The organism is Streptomyces sp. AK08-02, from assembly GCF_033795085.1.
Taxonomy (GTDB): domain Bacteria; phylum Actinomycetota; class Actinomycetes; order Streptomycetales; family Streptomycetaceae; genus Streptomyces; species Streptomyces echiniscabiei.
This window is the reverse complement of sequence record NZ_JARAZV010000017.1, coordinates 36,403-50,626: the sequence shown is the minus strand read 5'-3', so window position 1 is coordinate 50,626 and position 14,224 is coordinate 36,403. Positions and strand designations below refer to the sequence as shown.

The 14,224-nt window shown below is 71.7% G+C and carries 15 protein-coding genes and 1 pseudogene; 8 read left to right on the top strand and 8 right to left on the bottom strand.

The genetic code is table 11. The annotated features are described in order from the left end of the window. Positions 1–51: 51 nt before the first annotated feature. On the top strand, positions 52–267 hold the full coding sequence (locus PV734_RS32585) for a DUF397 domain-containing protein (protein ID WP_086025877.1): 216 nt from the start codon (positions 52–54) through the stop codon (positions 265–267). A gap of 118 nt (positions 268–385) precedes the next feature. Then, the gene (locus tag PV734_RS32580; RefSeq protein WP_319093688.1) at positions 386–1,189 is read left to right on the top strand and encodes an SAM-dependent methyltransferase; all 804 of its coding nucleotides are present in this window, start codon (positions 386–388) and stop codon (positions 1,187–1,189) included. A 178-nt stretch (positions 1,190–1,367) separates the two neighbouring features. Here the strand turns inward: PV734_RS32580 and PV734_RS32575 are convergent, their stop codons facing one another. After that, the gene (locus tag PV734_RS32575) at positions 1,368–2,840 is read right to left on the bottom strand and encodes a PLP-dependent aminotransferase family protein (RefSeq protein WP_319093689.1); all 1,473 of its coding nucleotides are present in this window, start codon (positions 2,838–2,840) and stop codon (positions 1,368–1,370) included. A gap of 47 nt (positions 2,841–2,887) precedes the next feature. On the opposite strand from PV734_RS32575, the gene PV734_RS32570 reads away from it, so the two are divergent. After that, positions 2,888–3,394, top strand: coding sequence for a carboxymuconolactone decarboxylase family protein (locus PV734_RS32570; RefSeq protein WP_319093690.1), 507 nt, complete (start codon positions 2,888–2,890; stop codon positions 3,392–3,394). 52 nt (positions 3,395–3,446) lie between these two features. Here PV734_RS32570 and PV734_RS32565 read toward each other — a convergent pair whose 3' ends face one another. From PV734_RS32565 to PV734_RS32555, 3 genes are all read right to left on the bottom strand, one after another. Next, complete coding sequence (locus tag PV734_RS32565) at positions 3,447–4,934, bottom strand: glutamate synthase subunit beta (protein WP_319093899.1); 1,488 nt, start codon at positions 4,932–4,934, stop codon at positions 3,447–3,449. A gap of 120 nt (positions 4,935–5,054) precedes the next feature. After that, complete coding sequence (locus PV734_RS32560) at positions 5,055–5,534, bottom strand: DUF1772 domain-containing protein (protein WP_319093691.1); 480 nt, start codon at positions 5,532–5,534, stop codon at positions 5,055–5,057. Between the two features lie 149 nt (positions 5,535–5,683). After that, positions 5,684–6,418, bottom strand: coding sequence for a DUF2293 domain-containing protein (locus PV734_RS32555; protein ID WP_319093692.1), 735 nt, complete (start codon positions 6,416–6,418; stop codon positions 5,684–5,686). A gap of 91 nt (positions 6,419–6,509) precedes the next feature. Between PV734_RS32555 and PV734_RS32550 the strand changes: the two genes are divergently transcribed. The 3 genes from PV734_RS32550 (at position 6,510) to PV734_RS32540 (ending at position 8,831) form a co-directional block, all read left to right on the top strand. Continuing rightward, positions 6,510–7,151 carry a uridine kinase gene (locus PV734_RS32550; RefSeq protein WP_319293267.1) on the top strand — a complete coding sequence of 214 codons (642 nt, stop codon included), beginning with the start codon at positions 6,510–6,512 and terminating at the stop codon, positions 7,149–7,151. Positions 7,152–7,311: 160 nt separating this feature from the next. Then, a complete protein-coding gene (locus tag PV734_RS32545; RefSeq protein WP_319293265.1) occupies positions 7,312–7,740 on the top strand; it encodes a CBS domain-containing protein in 429 nt (142 codons plus the stop codon). Positions 7,741–8,036: 296 nt separating this feature from the next. Then, positions 8,037–8,831: a methyltransferase domain-containing protein gene (locus PV734_RS32540; RefSeq protein ID WP_319293263.1), complete on the top strand. Its 795-nt coding sequence runs from the start codon at positions 8,037–8,039 to the stop codon at positions 8,829–8,831. 40 nt (positions 8,832–8,871) lie between these two features. Here PV734_RS32540 and PV734_RS32535 read toward each other — a convergent pair whose 3' ends face one another. Both PV734_RS32535 and PV734_RS32530 read right to left on the bottom strand, forming a co-directional pair. Next, the gene (locus tag PV734_RS32535; RefSeq protein ID WP_319093696.1) at positions 8,872–9,783 is read right to left on the bottom strand and encodes a sugar kinase; all 912 of its coding nucleotides are present in this window, start codon (positions 9,781–9,783) and stop codon (positions 8,872–8,874) included. Then, the gene (locus PV734_RS32530; RefSeq protein WP_319093697.1) at positions 9,780–10,688 is read right to left on the bottom strand and encodes a pseudouridine-5'-phosphate glycosidase; all 909 of its coding nucleotides are present in this window, start codon (positions 10,686–10,688) and stop codon (positions 9,780–9,782) included. Before PV734_RS32530 ends, PV734_RS32535 begins: the two co-directional genes overlap by 4 nt. 98 nt (positions 10,689–10,786) lie before the next feature. Between PV734_RS32530 and PV734_RS32525 the strand changes: the two are divergent. Continuing rightward, positions 10,787–10,966 (top strand): annotated as a pseudogene (locus tag PV734_RS32525) (VOC family protein); the annotation flags it as partial. Positions 10,967–11,014: 48 nt separating this feature from the next. On the opposite strand, the gene PV734_RS32520 reads toward PV734_RS32525, so the two are convergent. Together PV734_RS32520 and PV734_RS32515 are read right to left on the bottom strand one after the other, a co-directional pair. Beyond that, positions 11,015–12,307 (bottom strand): MFS transporter, encoded by a 1,293-nt coding sequence (locus tag PV734_RS32520; RefSeq protein ID WP_319093698.1) that lies wholly within the window; start codon positions 12,305–12,307, stop codon positions 11,015–11,017. Positions 12,308–12,462: 155 nt separating this feature from the next. Further along, positions 12,463–13,038, bottom strand: a complete 576-nt coding sequence (locus PV734_RS32515; RefSeq protein WP_319093699.1) for a methylated-DNA--[protein]-cysteine S-methyltransferase — start codon at positions 13,036–13,038, stop codon at positions 12,463–12,465. Between the two features lie 313 nt (positions 13,039–13,351). Between PV734_RS32515 and PV734_RS32510 the strand changes: the two genes are divergently transcribed. Beyond that, a complete protein-coding gene (locus PV734_RS32510) occupies positions 13,352–14,218 on the top strand; it encodes an MHYT domain-containing protein (protein ID WP_319093700.1) in 867 nt (288 codons plus the stop codon). Positions 14,219–14,224: the final 6 nt, after the last annotated feature.

Sequence of the window (14,224 nt, the reverse complement as noted above, 5' to 3'; positions counted from 1 at the left end):
CTGACCACTGAACGGGTCGCCGAGCGGGTGGGTGCCCGTATCTACAACGGCATGCCCGCAGGTGAGCTGGGCAGTGAGGGCTGGCACAAGCCGTGGAGCGGAGGCAACGGCGGCAACTGCCTGGAGGCGATGAAGCTCGCCGACGGCCGGATCGCCCTGCGGCAGTCCACCGATCCCGAAGGCCCGGCGCTCATCTACACCACGGCCGAGATGCTCGCGTTCATCGAGGGCGCGAAGGCCGGGGAGGCCGACTTTCTGCTCTCCTGAGGTCCGGTTCCGGCCGTTCGTGTGTCGGCGGTTCCGTTGTGTTCAGTCAATTCCCTAATTTTGGTGCTCAGTTGATCACGTGCCACGCCATACCCCGCAGAGACTTACGGAGTTCGCCATGACCGGGCAGCACCCCATAGAGATCGACACCAGCAAGCCTCATCCCGCACGGATGTACGACTGGTATCTGGGTGGCAAGGACAACTACCCGGTCGACGAGGCGATGGGCCGGCAGATGCTCGCCCTCGACCCACGCGTCCCGGTGATGGCCAAGGTCAACCGTGCCTTCATGCACCGCGCCACGCGCTGGCTGGCCGGGCACGGCGTCCGGCAGTTCCTGGACGTCGGCACCGGCATCCCGACCGAGCCGAACCTCCACCAGATCGCCCAGGAGATCGCGCCTGACGCGCGGGTCGTCTACTGCGACAACGACCCGATCGTCCTGGCCCACGCGGCGGCCCTGCTGCGCGGTACGGAGGAGGGCGTCACCGAGTACCTCCAGGCCGATGTACGCGACCCGGACGCCATCATCGAGGGCGCGAAGAAGGTCCTGGACTTCGAGCGGCCCGTGGCGCTCTCCCTGGTCGCCCTGCTGCACTTCATCTCCGACGAGGACGGCGCGCACGACCTGGTCGGCCGCCTGCTCGCCGCCCTGCCCGCCGGCAGCTACCTGATGATGACCCACGCGACCGCCGACTTCTCCCCGGAGGAGTCGGCGGCGGCGACGGCGAAGCTCAAGGCCGCGGGTGTCACCCTCGCCCTGCGCTCCCGCACCGAGTTCGGCCGCTTCTTCGACGGCCTCGATCTGGTCGAGCCCGGCGTCGAGGTGGTCGACAAGTGGCATCCGGAGCTGGGAGAGCCGATCCCGGGCCAGGAGGACGGAGTGATTCCGGGGTACGGAGCACTGGGCCGTACGTTCTGAAACGGACCTGCGGGCCATGGACGGCGGTCCACGGGCGCCCGCCCGCGGGAGACCCGCTCGATCGACGGCGGTCCGCCGGCGAGGCCGCGCCGGACCGCCGTCGACGGTGAGCGCCCGCCGGTCCGGACGGAAACGCCGCCGTCACACTGCCGTCCACAGGGGCTCTCCCTCACCCCGGTCACTCCGGTGGGAGGGCCTCGCAGAGCGCCTCCAGGGCCGCCCCGTAGGCGTGCTCGGAGGGCGCCGCGTATCCCACGACCAACCCGTCGGGCGCGATCGAACCCTGCTCTCTCTCCCTCTCCGGGAACTGCGGGTGCCGGAACTCCGCGAGCCCGTCGAGGGCGATTCCCCGCCAGGCGGCCGCCTTCACCGTCGACCGCTCCGTGCCGGGCGGTAGGCGCAGCACCGCGTGCAGTCCGGCAGCCACACCCGTGACCTCGACATGCGGCGCGTGCGTGGCGAGGGCGGCGACGAGCCGGTCCCGTCGGCGCCGGTAGCGTTGCCGCATGCGGCGCACATGGCGGTCGTACGATCCGGAGCCGAGGAAGTCCGCGAGCGCCAGTTGATCGAGGGCGCTCGTCCAGCCCTCACGTTCGCCCTTCAGCGCGAGTACGGGTTCCACGTACCGCTCCGGAAGTACCATCCAGCCCAGCCGCAGCGCGGGCGACAGGCTCTTGCTCACGGAGCCGAGGTGGATCACCCGCTCCGGGTCCAGGCCCTGGATGGCGCCGACCGGCCGACGGTCGTAACGGAACTCCCCGTCGTAGTCGTCCTCCAGAATCAGCCCGCCACGCGCGCGTGCCCAGTCGATCACGGCCGCGCGGCGCTCGGGGTGCAGCGGCCCGCCGGTCGGGAACTGGTGCGCGGGGGTGAGCAGTACGGCTCGCTCCCGGCCGAGCAGACCGACCTGTGCGCCGTCCTCGTCGAGGGGCAGCGGCACGGTCCGTACCCCGGCCGCGGCCAGCAGTTCCCGGTGGAAGCCGAGTCCGTACGCCTCCACGGCCAGTGGCCCGCGCAGTACGGCGTCCGTGTCCCCGCCGCCGCTCGTGCCGCCGAAGAGGAGCCGCAGGGCGTGCGCGAACCCGGCGCAGATGACGATGCGTCCGGGCTCCGTACGTACGCCACGCGCGCGTGCCAGGTACGTCGCGAGCGCCTCCCGCAGTTCGGCCCGGCCGGCCGGATCCCCCGGCCCGAACACCTCGTTCGGCGCCTGCTGGACCGCGCGCCGGTAGGAGGCCAGCCAGGCGGAACGCGGGAACCCCGACGCGTCCGGCTTGCCCTGGCGCAGGTCGTGGCGGGGCCCACGCGCGCGTGGAGGTGCTTTTACGGGAACCCGGGTCGCCGAGCAGGCCGCCCTGACGGGTTCGGCCCGTTCGGCGACCCGGGTGCCCGATCCCTGGCGGGCGGTCAGCCAGCCCTCGGCGACGAGTTCGGCGTACGCGTCGGCCACCGTGTTGCGGGCCACGCCGAGATCGGCGGCGAGGGAGCGATACGGCGGCAACAGGGTGCCGGGCGGGAGCCGGCCGCCGCGGACAGCGTCCCGCAGGGCACGGATCAGCGCGGCCCGCCGCCCGCCGGACCCCGGGGGCCCCAGCTCCAGATGCAGGTCGGCGCCGATGCGCTCCGCGGAATTGACCCATGTTTCTGCCACGAAAGTGAACCCTACACGCGGTCTTTACGGCCCGTAGATTCATGGTCATGACGACGAACACGAACACCGTGAACCCCACGACCGCCCACTTCGACGGCGCCGCCGAAACGCCCCGTCTGAACCTCGCGAAGACGGCCCCCAAGGTCTTCCGCGCCCTCGTCGGCCTGGACGCGGCGGCCCGTGAGGGCCTCGACCCGGCACTTGTCGAGCTGATCCAGATCCGCGCCTCGCACCTCAACCACTGCGCGTACTGCCTCCACATGCACACCAACGACGCGCGCAGGGCGGGCGAGAGCGAGGACCGGCTGCACCTGGTCGCGGTGTGGCGCGAGGCCCGCCACTTCTACACCCCGAGGGAACAGGCGGCGCTGGCCCTCACGGAGGCGGTCACCCTGGTCGCCGACGCCGGCGTCCCGGACGACGTCTACACCGAGGCCGCGGCCCACTTCGACGACCGGGAACTGGCCCAGGTGCTGTCCCTGATCCTCACCATCAACACCTGGAACCGGGTGGCCCTGGCAACCCGCAAGGTGGCGGGCACGGACGAGCGCTGAGCCACGTCCGGCACGGCCGGCGAAGGCCACCAGCGGCGTTCACCCGGTACGGTCACACGGTCATCGGCCGGTCGTACGGACCTATGGGTGCGGGAAGCTGTGTGCGGCCCATCAGGCGGCGGTCCACGGCCGCGGCGACCGACCGCCCCTCCGCTATCGCCCACACGATCAGCGACTGCCCGCGGGCCGCGTCCCCCGCCGCGTACACGCCCGGCACGTTCGTCGCGAAGTCCGCGTCACGGGCGATCGTGCCGCGTGGGTCGAGGGCGAGCCCGAGCTGGTCGATCAGACCGTCCCCCCGGTCCGGCCCGGAGAAGCCGAGGGCGAGCAGCACGAGGTCGGCGGGAAGCGTCCGCCCGGATCCGGGCAGCGGCCGGCGCTCCGCGTCCACCTCGGCTAGGTGCAGCGCCCGTACGTGCCCGTCCGAGTCGCCCGAGAAATGGAGTGTGGACGCCGCGAAGAGCCGGGCGTCGGCGTCGGCGGCGGGCGCCGACACCAGGTCGCGGGCCTCCTCGTGCGCGGCCGACAGCCGGTAGATCTTCGGGTACGTCGGCCAGGGATCAGTGTCCTCGTCGCGCTCCGCGCCCGGCTGGGCGTAGATGTCCAACTGGGTGACGGAGGCTGCCCCTTCGCGCACCGCGGTGCCCAGACAGTCGGCCCCGGTGTCACCGCCGCCGACGATGACGACATGCTTCCCGGCGGCGGACATCGGGGACACGTCCAGATCCCCCTGGCACACCCGGTTGGCCAGCGGCAGATACTCCATCGCCTGCTGGACCCCGGCCAACTCCCGCCCGGGAAGCGCCAGTTCACGCCATGCAGTGGCTCCCACGGCCAGCACCACGGCGTCGTGGCGCGACCGCAGTTCGGCGGCCTCGACATCCCGCCCGACGGCGGTCGACGTACGGAACTTGGTTCCCTCGGTGCGCATCTGCTCGATACGCCGCTCCAGATGGTGCTTCTCCATCTTGAAGCCGGGGATGCCGTACCGCATCAGCCCCCCGAGCCGGTCGTCCTTCTCGTACACGACGACGGTGTGTCCGGCCCGGGTCAGCTGCTGGGCCGCGGCGAGCCCGGTGGGCCCCGACCCGATCACCGCGACCGTACGCCCCGACAGCCGGTCCGGCGGCCTCGGCGGCGCGAAGCCGTCGGACAGGGCCCGGTCGGCGACGGCCACCTCGACGTTCTTGATGGTCACCGCGGGCTGGTTGATGGCCAGCACGCAGCCCGCCTCACAGGGCGCGGGGCACAACCGCCCGGTGAACTCGGGGAAGTTGTTCGTGGCGTGCAGCCGGTCGCTCGCCGCGCGCCAGTCCTCCCGCGAGACCAGGTCGTTCCACTCGGGAATGAGATTCCCCAGCGGACAGGCCTCGTGGCAGAACGGGACACCGCAGTCCATGCAGCGATCGGCCTGCCCGCTGACGATGGGGAGCAGCGCCCCGGGGACATACACCTCGTCCCAGTCACGGACCCGCTCCTCGACGGGCCTGCGCGGCCAGTCCAGGCGTGCTCTGGTCAGAAAACCCTTGGGATCGCCCATGACCGTGTCCTCGCCGTCTCCCCTGCGTACGCATGACGGGCCGTGCGTCATCGGGCGGCACTCTCCTTCGGCCACGATACGACTCATCGCTCCCGCATGCCGAGCGGTCCGCACAAGGCTCTAGGCGACGGCCAGGACGTACAGCACCGCGGCGGCCCCCGAGGCGACCGTGCGTATGTGGTTCCACAGGGTCCACTCGCGCACGTACACGGGCCAGTAGACGGCGGCCTCCGCGGAGCCCGGCTCCAACTCCAGCAGGGCGTTGTTGCGTGGCACGTTCGCCCCCATGGTGATCCCGAACGAGCCGAGCAGATAGCACGCGCTGCCCGCCAACAGTTCCACGGCGCCCTCGGCCGGCCACACCACGAGCGTGACCACGACGATCACCAGGCACAGGGCGGCCGACCCGAGAAAGACGAGCATGAACGGCGGATGCAACGCGGTGACGTTGATGGCCCGCATCGCCGCGACGCCCTGTGCGGGCGGCAGCGCGGCGAGCCCCCTCATCACGAACGTCGAGAAACCACAGAAGACCCCGGCCACCAGCCCCGTACCGAGCACACCGAGCACCACGAGTACGAAAAACGCCCCATCGATCATGCCGACTCCCCGGTCGATCACCATCAGTCCCCACCAGTGAACCCCCTCCCACTGACAACGCCGTTGTCCGAACGGTGCGGCGGCACGCGCGAGCGTCCAGGAGAGCCGGCGGCACTGGGGGCGGCCAAGTCAGGAGGCGGACATGCCGATCACTCCGGCTCGGCCCCGGCGCCGTCCCGTGCTCCCGCGCCCGCACTCGTACCCGTTTCCGTCCTCCATTCCCGAAGCCGCGCTTCGACGGCCCCGGTTGTCCGCCGCCGTGCCTCGTGCCGTGCGACCCCGCTCATCAGCAACGCGTCGTACGGTGTGTCCACATGTCGTACGGACGCCACGACCGCCGAGACCACCGCGCCCTCGGACAACGCCCGCCCCGCCGCACTCCGCCCCACCCGCCCGCTGCCACGCACCGAGGCGTGCGCGGCGACGGCCTCCGCCCGATCTGTCGGGCACCCTGGAAACAGCCGGAGGATCTCCCGGGCGAACGCCTCCGCGAACCGCAGATCCGCCGCGTCCCGCCGCCGCGCGTCCCGGACCCGACGCCGCCGTCGTGCCTCGGCGTCCGCCAGGCATCGCACCTCGGCGCGGGCGAGTCCCGCCTCCTCGACCAGAACGCCCTGCCGCTCGTATCGCCCCTTCCGGCGGTTGAACCGCACGACCACCGCCCACAGCCCGCTCTCCTCCCGCGACCTGCGTGTCAACGCGGTGTCGCCCCTGGGCAGGAACACCAGATGCCCGAGATCGGCACAGTCGAGGCAGCGAGGCGCCCGGTCCTCCGGCACGAGCAACGCCAAGGGCCCACGTCGGCACTCGGCACAGTGCCGCCGCCTGAGCGGCTGCACGACGAGAAGCGCGGCGCGGAGCGGGGGAGTCGCACGGCTGTCCACAGGTACTTGATTCCCAACTGGGGCCAGGAATCCCCGGACGGACCCCGCCTCCTCGAAGCCGCCCGCCTCCGCGGCGCCGGCACCCGGCATCATGGGCGGTGTGCGACTGGAACCGATCACCTGGGACCGCCTCGGCGACCTCCTCGCCGAACGCGTGCTCGACCTGAAGCCGGACGACGGCAGCCCCTGGCCGCGCATCGCCTTCGACGGAGCCCCGGCCGCCGGCCCGGGAGACCTCGCCGAACGCGTGGCCGAGGCGCTGCACGTCCGTGGCCGGCCCTCGCTCACCGTCGCCACCGCCGGATTCCTGCGCCCCGCCTCCCTCCGGCTGGAATACGGCCACGAGGACGTGGAGGCCTACTACGACGGCTGGTTCGACACCGGCGCCCTCTGGCGCGAGGTCTTCGGCCCCCTCGAACCCGGCGGTGACGGCCGCGTCCTGCCCGATCTGCGCGACCCGGTCACCGACCGCTCCACCCGCAGCCCCTACGTCCAACTCCCGCCCAGGGGAATCCTGTTGCTGCACGGCCCCTTTCTGCTGCGCCACTGGTTCCCGTTCGACCTGACCGTTCACGTCCTTCTCTCCCCGGCGGCCCTGCGTCGCCGTACCCCCGAGGCCGAGCACTGGACCCTGCCCGCCTTCGAGCGCTACGAGAGCGAGACGGACCTCGCGGCCACGGCCGACGTGCTGATCCGCGCGGACGATCCGCGCCATCCGGCGTGGAACGGCTGACCCCGGCCAGCCCCGGCAGTCCGGTCCGGCCGCTGTACGAGTGGCCCGAAAGCCGCGGACTTCCGGGTGCGCTTCATCGGGAGCGCGGCGAGAATGTAGGGCGCCGGGACTAGCGGTGCCCTCCGTGCCGCGCCGGCCGTCCGGCACCGGGAGGTATTTCATGACCACCGCCGGAGACATCATGCATCGCGGCGCCCAGTGGATTCCCGCTCAGCAGACCCTCGACCGGGCCGCCCAGATGATGCGCGAGCTCAATGTGGGTGCCCTGCCGATCAGCGACGAGAACGAACGACTCTGCGGCATCCTCACCGACCGCGACATCGTCGTCGGCTGTGTGGCCATGGGCCACGACCCGGCCAGGGTCACCGCGGGCGAGATGGCCCAGGGCACCCCGCGCTGGATCGACGCGAGCGCCGATGTCAGCGAAGTGCTCGAAGAGATGAAGGACCACCAGATCCGCCGGCTTCCGGTGATCGAGAACAAGCGTCTGGTCGGCATGATCAGCGAGGCCGATCTGGCCCAGCACCTCACGGACGATCAGATCGCGTCCTGGGCCGAGACCGTCTACGCCAGGACCACGATGCGCTGACCCCACCGGCCCGCCACCCACCCTCGCCCGGCAGCCCGCGCCGGGCGAGCGGGTGGTGGCCTTCCGCGTATCTCCTGCCATGGACATCTGGGCCTCCTCGCGTGAATCTCTCGCGCCGTGCTGTCCGCACCATGCGCCTGGCTCGCCAGCGTGGCAGTTTTTCGCGAACGCCGGAGGGGGCTGTGGGAACGGAACATTCCGCTCCGTTTTCGTCGGTGCGGCGCGATCGTCGGACATCTCGTCGTACGGGAGCGTCGACCCGGCCGAACAAAGCGGATGACTGGGATGATCACGGCATGACGCGACCCGACGGGTATCTCCTCGACAACCGGCAGACCGAGGCAGGACAACGCTTCGACGCCTTCGCCGCCCTCTTCGACCCCACGACGTTCCGCCACCTCGAAGGGTTCGGCGTCGGAGCCGGCTGGCGCTGCTGGGAGGTCGGTGCCGGGGGCACGTCGGTGGTCTCCTGGCTGGCCAAGAAGGTCGGCCCGACCGGGAAGGTCGTCGCGACCGACCTCGACACCTCGTGGGTCGCCCCGGCGGCCCGTCCGCCGATCGAGGTACGCGTCCACGACGTCGGCGTCGACGGGCCGCCCGGGGAGGGGTTCGACCTGGTGCACGCCCGGCTCGTCCTCGTCCATGTGCCTGACCGGGAACAGGCGTTGCGCACGATGATCAAGTCACTGCGTCCCGGCGGACGGCTCCTGATCGAGGACGCCGATCCCGCGCTGCAACCCCTGCTCTGCCCCGACGAACACGGCCCGGAGCAGCAGCTCGCCAACCGGCTGCGCCACAGCTTCCGCCAACTGCTCGCGGACAGCGGCGCCGACCTGGCGTACGGCCGGAAACTCCCGCGACTGCTGCGCGAGGCGGGGCTGCGCAATGTCCAGGCCGACGCGTACTTCCCCGTCACCTCGCCCGCCTGCGCCGCGCTGGAGTCCGCGACGATCCGTCAGATCCGGGAGCGGCTCGTCGCCGGGGGACACGCCACGGACCAGGACATCGACCGTCACCTGGCCAATGTCGCCGCCGGCGGGATGGACCTCGCGACCGCACCGATGATCTCGGCGTGGGGACGCAAGGGCTGACCGACGGCGACCTGGGACGAGGACGCTGCTCACCGTCCCCTCAACCGAGAACCGGCGGCCTTCCACCCACCCGCTCCACCGCCCGTGCGCCTGCCCGGCATCCCTCCGCCGCCGCGTCCTCGGGGTCGGCGCCCAAGAGCAGGGCGGCGAGGAACGCACCGGTGAAGGCGTCGCCGGCGCCCGTCGTGTCCCGGGGCGTCGCGGGCACGGCCGGGACACGGGCGTTCACGGTCCCCGACCGGGCGACCAGCGCGCCTTCGGCACCCTGCTTCACCACCACCAGCGGGACGTGGCGGCTCAGCTTGGCCGCCGCGTCCACCGGGTCGGGCAACCCGGTCAGCAGACAGGCCTCGTCACGGCTCGGCAGCAGGACGTCCACTCCCGACACCAGATCCAGGAAGCGGTCGACACCCAGTTCGGCGAGGAATCCCGCCGACGCCGGATCCAGGCTCACCGGCACACCACGCGCGCGTGCCGACTCCAGCGCGACCTCCACCAGAGCCCGACTCGGCGCAGCGAACAGCAGATAACCCGACAGATGCAGCCGTGAGACCCCGTCGAGCAGGACGTCCGACCAGTCGTCGGGGTCCAGCCGCAGCGAGGCCCCGCTCTGGGTCAGGAACGTGCGCTCGGCCGCCGCGCCCGTGTCCACCAGGCAGATCACCGTCCCGGTCGGCGCCTCCGGATCGACGACGAGACGTGGCCGGACCCCGGAAGCGGTCAGCTCGCGCTCGTGCCATTCCGCCGCGTCCGTGCCCACCCGGCCGAGCAGGCGTACCTCCGCGCGGCCCCAATGGGCGGCCCAGCAGGCCACGTTGGCGCCCGCACCACCCGGCAGGGACCGGATCACGGCGGTCGTGTCGGTCCCCGCGGCGAGTGGGCCCTGGTGCCGGGCGACGACGTCCGTGATCACGTCCCCGACGACGAGCAGTGCTCCGCCCGGCTCGGTCATGCCCGGGCCCAGGCCGCCGCGATCCGCCCCGCGAGCCGGACGTTGCCGCGGACCGCTGCCAGGTTGGCGCTCAGCGACGCGCCGTCGGTGTGCCGCACCAGGTAGTCGAGCAGGAACGGCGTCACGGCCTGTCCACTCACGCCCTGCTCCTCGCACGCGTGCAGCGCGTCGGCGAGCACGCGCGCGTGGAGCCCGGGATCCAGCTGCTGCTGCTCGGGTACCGGATTGGCGACGATGAACGCCGACTCGGGGGAATCGAGCCCGTCCTGGGCCAGCATCACGTCCGCGACCTGCTCCGGCGTGTGCAGCGTCCAGTCCACCGGATGTCCGGAGTCGGAGAGATAGAAGCCCGGGAAGTGGTCGGTCCCGAATCCGGCCACGGCCACCCCGAGGGTCTCCAGGCGCTGCAAGGTGGCCGGCACATCCAGAATCGACTTCACGCCCGCGCAGACGACCGTGATCCTGGTGCGCGCAAGCAGCCCCAGGTCGGCGGACTCGTCCTGAGTCACCGTCCACTCCCGGTGCACTCCGCCGAGCCCACCCGTGGCGAACACCCGTACACCGGCGCGGGCGGCCAGCAGCGCGGTCGCCGACACCGTGGTCGCCCCGCTCGCCCCGGTGGCCACGGCGAGCGGCAGATCGCGGTGCCCCAGCTTGCGGATCCCGTCCTCGTTCGCGACCCGCTCCAACTGCTCCTTGTCCAGGCCGACATGTGGGCGCCCGTCCAGGACGGCGATCGTGGCCGGTACGGCGCCCTCCTGTCGTACGACGTCCTCGAGTTCCAGCGCCACCTGCAGATTGCGGGGGCGCGGCAGCCCGTGCGCGATGATCGTGGACTCCAGAGCCACCACGGGTCGACGCGCGTCGACCGCTTCCCGTACTTCCTCGGACACCACCAGCATCACGCGCCTGCTTCCTGTCGTTCGGTCTTCCCTCATTTTTGGCGGGCGGCGTGCCTGGTCAAACCCCTGCGGCCTGTGGAAGAGGCCACCAGCCCGGGTGTATGACGGACAACTCCACGCGTCTCGACCATGTCGTCCTCCGGGTACGCGATCCGCTCGCAGCGGCCGACTTCTGCGAGAGGACGGTCGGCATGGAGCCCCTGAGGATCACAGAATTCTCCGCCGGGACGGTGGCGTTCCCCTCCGCTGCCCGACGGCAACGCCTTCGAGACGCGGCACTACGCGTAACCCGCTACGTGCAACGACCGCCTGTCCTCCGTGCCGGTGGCTCAGCCGCGCCGCTTCGTACCCCGGCCCCGCCGCGGACCGCCGCGGGTGAACAACGCCAGCGCGCCCACGGGTATCAGCAGACACGCGGCGGCGAGGTTCAGCCACCCGTAGCCCGCCGTGGCCATCACGAGCCCGGCGGTCGCCCCGCCGAGGGCCGCCGAGGCGTTCATGACGAGGTCGGACAGCCCCTGCGCCGCAGCGCGTGCCGCGTCGGGCACGGAGTCCGTCAGCAGGGCGGACCCGGAGACCAGCCCGGCCGACCAGCCCAGCCCCAGGACGAAGAGCCCCACCGCGGTATGGCCGTGACTGCCGTCGGCCGTGCCCGCGAGGAACGCGGCACAGGCCAGCAGCCCCACGGCGAGGCCGATGCCTGACAGCCGCCCGACCCCGTCGGACAACCGCCCCATGAGCGGCGAGAACGCGTACATACCCGCGATGTGGCCACTGATGACCAGCCCGATCAGGTCGATGCTCGCACCGTGGTGCTCAAGCGCCACCGGGGTCATCGACATGACCGACACCATGGCCGTGTGGCACATGGCCACCGTCACGAGCGCGAGCCGGGCACGCGGCGAGGCCGCGACGGCGGTGAGGCCCGCTCGCAGCGATCGTCCCTCGGGCGACCGCTCCTCCACGGGGGCAAGCGCACGAGCCGTGAGCAGCGGATCCGGGCGGAGCAGGACGGCGACTGTCACCGCCGCGGCCAGAAAGATCCCGGCGGCCCAGAGAAACGGGCCCGCCGTCGTGGGTATCCCGAGTCCGGACACACTGCGCCCCGCGGGTGCGGCGATGTTCGGCCCGAGGACCGCTCCTATGGTGGTCGCCCACACAACGTTCGAGATGGCCCTGGCTCGTCGGTCCGGCTCGACGAGATCGGCGGCCGCGAACCGCGCCCCCAGATTGGCCGCGGACGCCGCACCGAACCCGGCCATGCCGCACAGCAGCAGCGGAAAGCTCTCGATGACTGCCGCGACCACGACCACGCCCGCACCCAGAGCACCGACGAGATACCCCACGACCAGCCCGGGCCGCCGCCCGCGCGCGGTCATCAGCGCCGCCAGCGGCAGTGAGGCCACCGCCGTGCCCGTGACCATCGCGGTGGGCGCCAGCCCGGACAACGACTCGGTACCACTGATCCGCTGAGCCAGTACGGAAGCGAGCGCGACGCCGGTGGCCACCCCGAGCCCGCCGAGAATCTGGCTCGCGACCAGCACACCGGAGATCCGGCGGCGTAACGCGAGCCCCTGCTCACCCGCGACGGGCGCACCGGGAGACCCCTCGACGGCGGTCACCGCGGCCTGCCCGCACGGGCGAAGTATGTGGACACTGGCGTGGTCCCCCCTGTTTCCGCACGCCGTCCCCTACGGAACCTCTTCCCGTACGGGACCGCCCCCTCCTACTGAGGACCCCTACTGATGAAACCCCTCGGGTCCCGCGGCTGAAACCCTCAGAACAGCGGCTCGGGCAGCACCCCTTCGAGCGCGAGCAGCTTCCGCTTGGTCTCCAGGCCGCCCCCGAACCCGCCGAGACCGCCGTCGCTCTCCACGACCCGATGGCACGGCACCACGAGCGGCAGCGGGTTGGCGCCCATCGCCGCGCCGACCGCCTGGGCCGCGCCCGGCCGGCCGACGCGCGCAGCCAGGTCGCCGTACCCGACGACCGTGCCGTACGGCACGTCCGACGCGAGTTCGCGCAGCACCTGCCGGTTGAAGCCGGAGATCAGGGACCAGTCGAGCGGCAGTTCGAAATCGCGCCGCTCGCCCGCGAAGTACGCCGCGAACTGACGTATGGCCTCGGCCAGGAACGGTGACCCGGGCGCTTCGACGGGCTCCGCGCCGAGCCGTGCGGCGAGGCGTTCCACAGCGTTCTCACGCACCGACTCCGTGGCGTGGAACACCACGTTCACCAGACCCTCGTGCGTCGCGGCCAGCAGCAGCGGGCCGATGTCGGTGCCGACAACCGCCCACACGACCCGCTGCCGGCTCTCCGGGTCCTGCCGCTCGTCCCGCCCGTGGCTGTCCATGCGCCCCACCGTACGACCCGCCACTGACAACGCCCGGTGTGCGGCTCCCGAGCGGGTGCGCATGATCCACGAGTGACAGGGGAGGGACAACGGGAAGAGAGGCCCGGCACAGACACAGATTGAAAGGAGTTGCCCGAGTCCGCACACCCCTGCCGCACAAGTGGGGCAAGGTCGTGTTTCTTTGCCGGAAAATCGTTCGACCCCGCAGGAGCCAGTCATACTCTCTGCCACAGCCCTGACCGCCGGCCGGTCCTGGGGCAGGGGAGCAAGTCCGGGAGTTCCGGAACGCAAAAGGGCGGAAGGGCAGCCGCACATGCAGGGCACGGTCGACGGATTCAGCTACGGACTCGTCACCCCGCTGGTGGCCTACCTCATGGCCTGCCTGGGCGGGGCGCTGGGTCTGCGCTGCACCACGAGATCGATGCTGGTCGCCCAGTCGTGGCGACCGGGGTGGCTGGCGCTCGGATCGGCCGCGATCGGCTCCGGCATATGGACCATGCACTTCGTCGCGATGATGGGGTTCACCGTCAAGGAGACCCCGATCAACTACGACATGGGGCTGACCTTCGCCAGCCTCGGGGTCGCCGTCCTCATGGTAGGCATCGGGATCTTCATCGTCGGCTACCGGGGCACGAGCGGAACGGCACTGTTCACCGGGGGGACCATCACCGGCCTCGGCATCGCCTCCATGCACTACCTCGGCATGGCCGGAATGCGCCTCAACGGCAAGCTGGAGTACAACACCCTCACCGTCTCCGCCTCGGTCGTGATAGCGGTAGTGGCCGCCACCGCCGCCCTGTGGGCGGCCGGGCAGGTCCGCGGCTTCCTGTGGAGCGTGGGCGCCAGCCTCGTCATGGGACTCGCCGTCAGCGGCATGCACTACACGGGCATGGCCGCCCTGAGGGTCCACCTCCATGCCGGGTCCGGGAGCCCGGAGGGAGCCTCGCCCGCGTCCCTGCTCGCCCCGCTGATGATCGGCCCGCTCGCCTTCCTCCTGCTGGCCGGTGTCGTCGTGATGTTCGACCCCCTGGCGGTCATGGGCAAGTCCGGCCGACGCCCCGCCGACAACAGGCCCGGCATCCCGGCCCACCCGGCCGTCCCGCACCCCGGCCGACGCCTCCCGCCGCGCGCCGGCCAGCGGCACGGGGAGCGCCCGTCCCGCACTCCCCAGAACCGGTGATCAGGA

Bases quoted from the DNA above. Each gene is read 5' to 3' on its own strand.
- PV734_RS32585 (WP_086025877.1), top strand. From the start codon at position 52: ATGCCCGCAGGTGAGCTGGGCAGTGAGGGCTGGCACAAGCCGTGGAGC.
- PV734_RS32580 (WP_319093688.1), top strand. From the start codon at position 386: ATGACCGGGCAGCACCCCATAGAGATCGACACCAGCAAGCCTCATCCC.
- PV734_RS32570 (WP_319093690.1), top strand. From the start codon at position 2,888: ATGACGACGAACACGAACACCGTGAACCCCACGACCGCCCACTTCGAC.
- PV734_RS32565 (WP_319093899.1), bottom strand. From the start codon at position 4,934: ATGGGCGATCCCAAGGGTTTTCTGACCAGAGCACGCCTGGACTGGCCG.
- PV734_RS32560 (WP_319093691.1), bottom strand. From the start codon at position 5,534: ATGATCGATGGGGCGTTTTTCGTACTCGTGGTGCTCGGTGTGCTCGGT.
- PV734_RS32550 (WP_319293267.1), top strand. From the start codon at position 6,510: ATGGGCGGTGTGCGACTGGAACCGATCACCTGGGACCGCCTCGGCGAC.
- PV734_RS32545 (WP_319293265.1), top strand. From the start codon at position 7,312: ATGACCACCGCCGGAGACATCATGCATCGCGGCGCCCAGTGGATTCCC.
- PV734_RS32540 (WP_319293263.1), top strand. From the start codon at position 8,037: ATGACGCGACCCGACGGGTATCTCCTCGACAACCGGCAGACCGAGGCA.
- PV734_RS32535 (WP_319093696.1), bottom strand. From the start codon at position 9,783: ATGACCGAGCCGGGCGGAGCACTGCTCGTCGTCGGGGACGTGATCACG.
- PV734_RS32515 (WP_319093699.1), bottom strand. From the start codon at position 13,038: ATGGACAGCCACGGGCGGGACGAGCGGCAGGACCCGGAGAGCCGGCAG.
- PV734_RS32510 (WP_319093700.1), top strand. From the start codon at position 13,352: ATGCAGGGCACGGTCGACGGATTCAGCTACGGACTCGTCACCCCGCTG.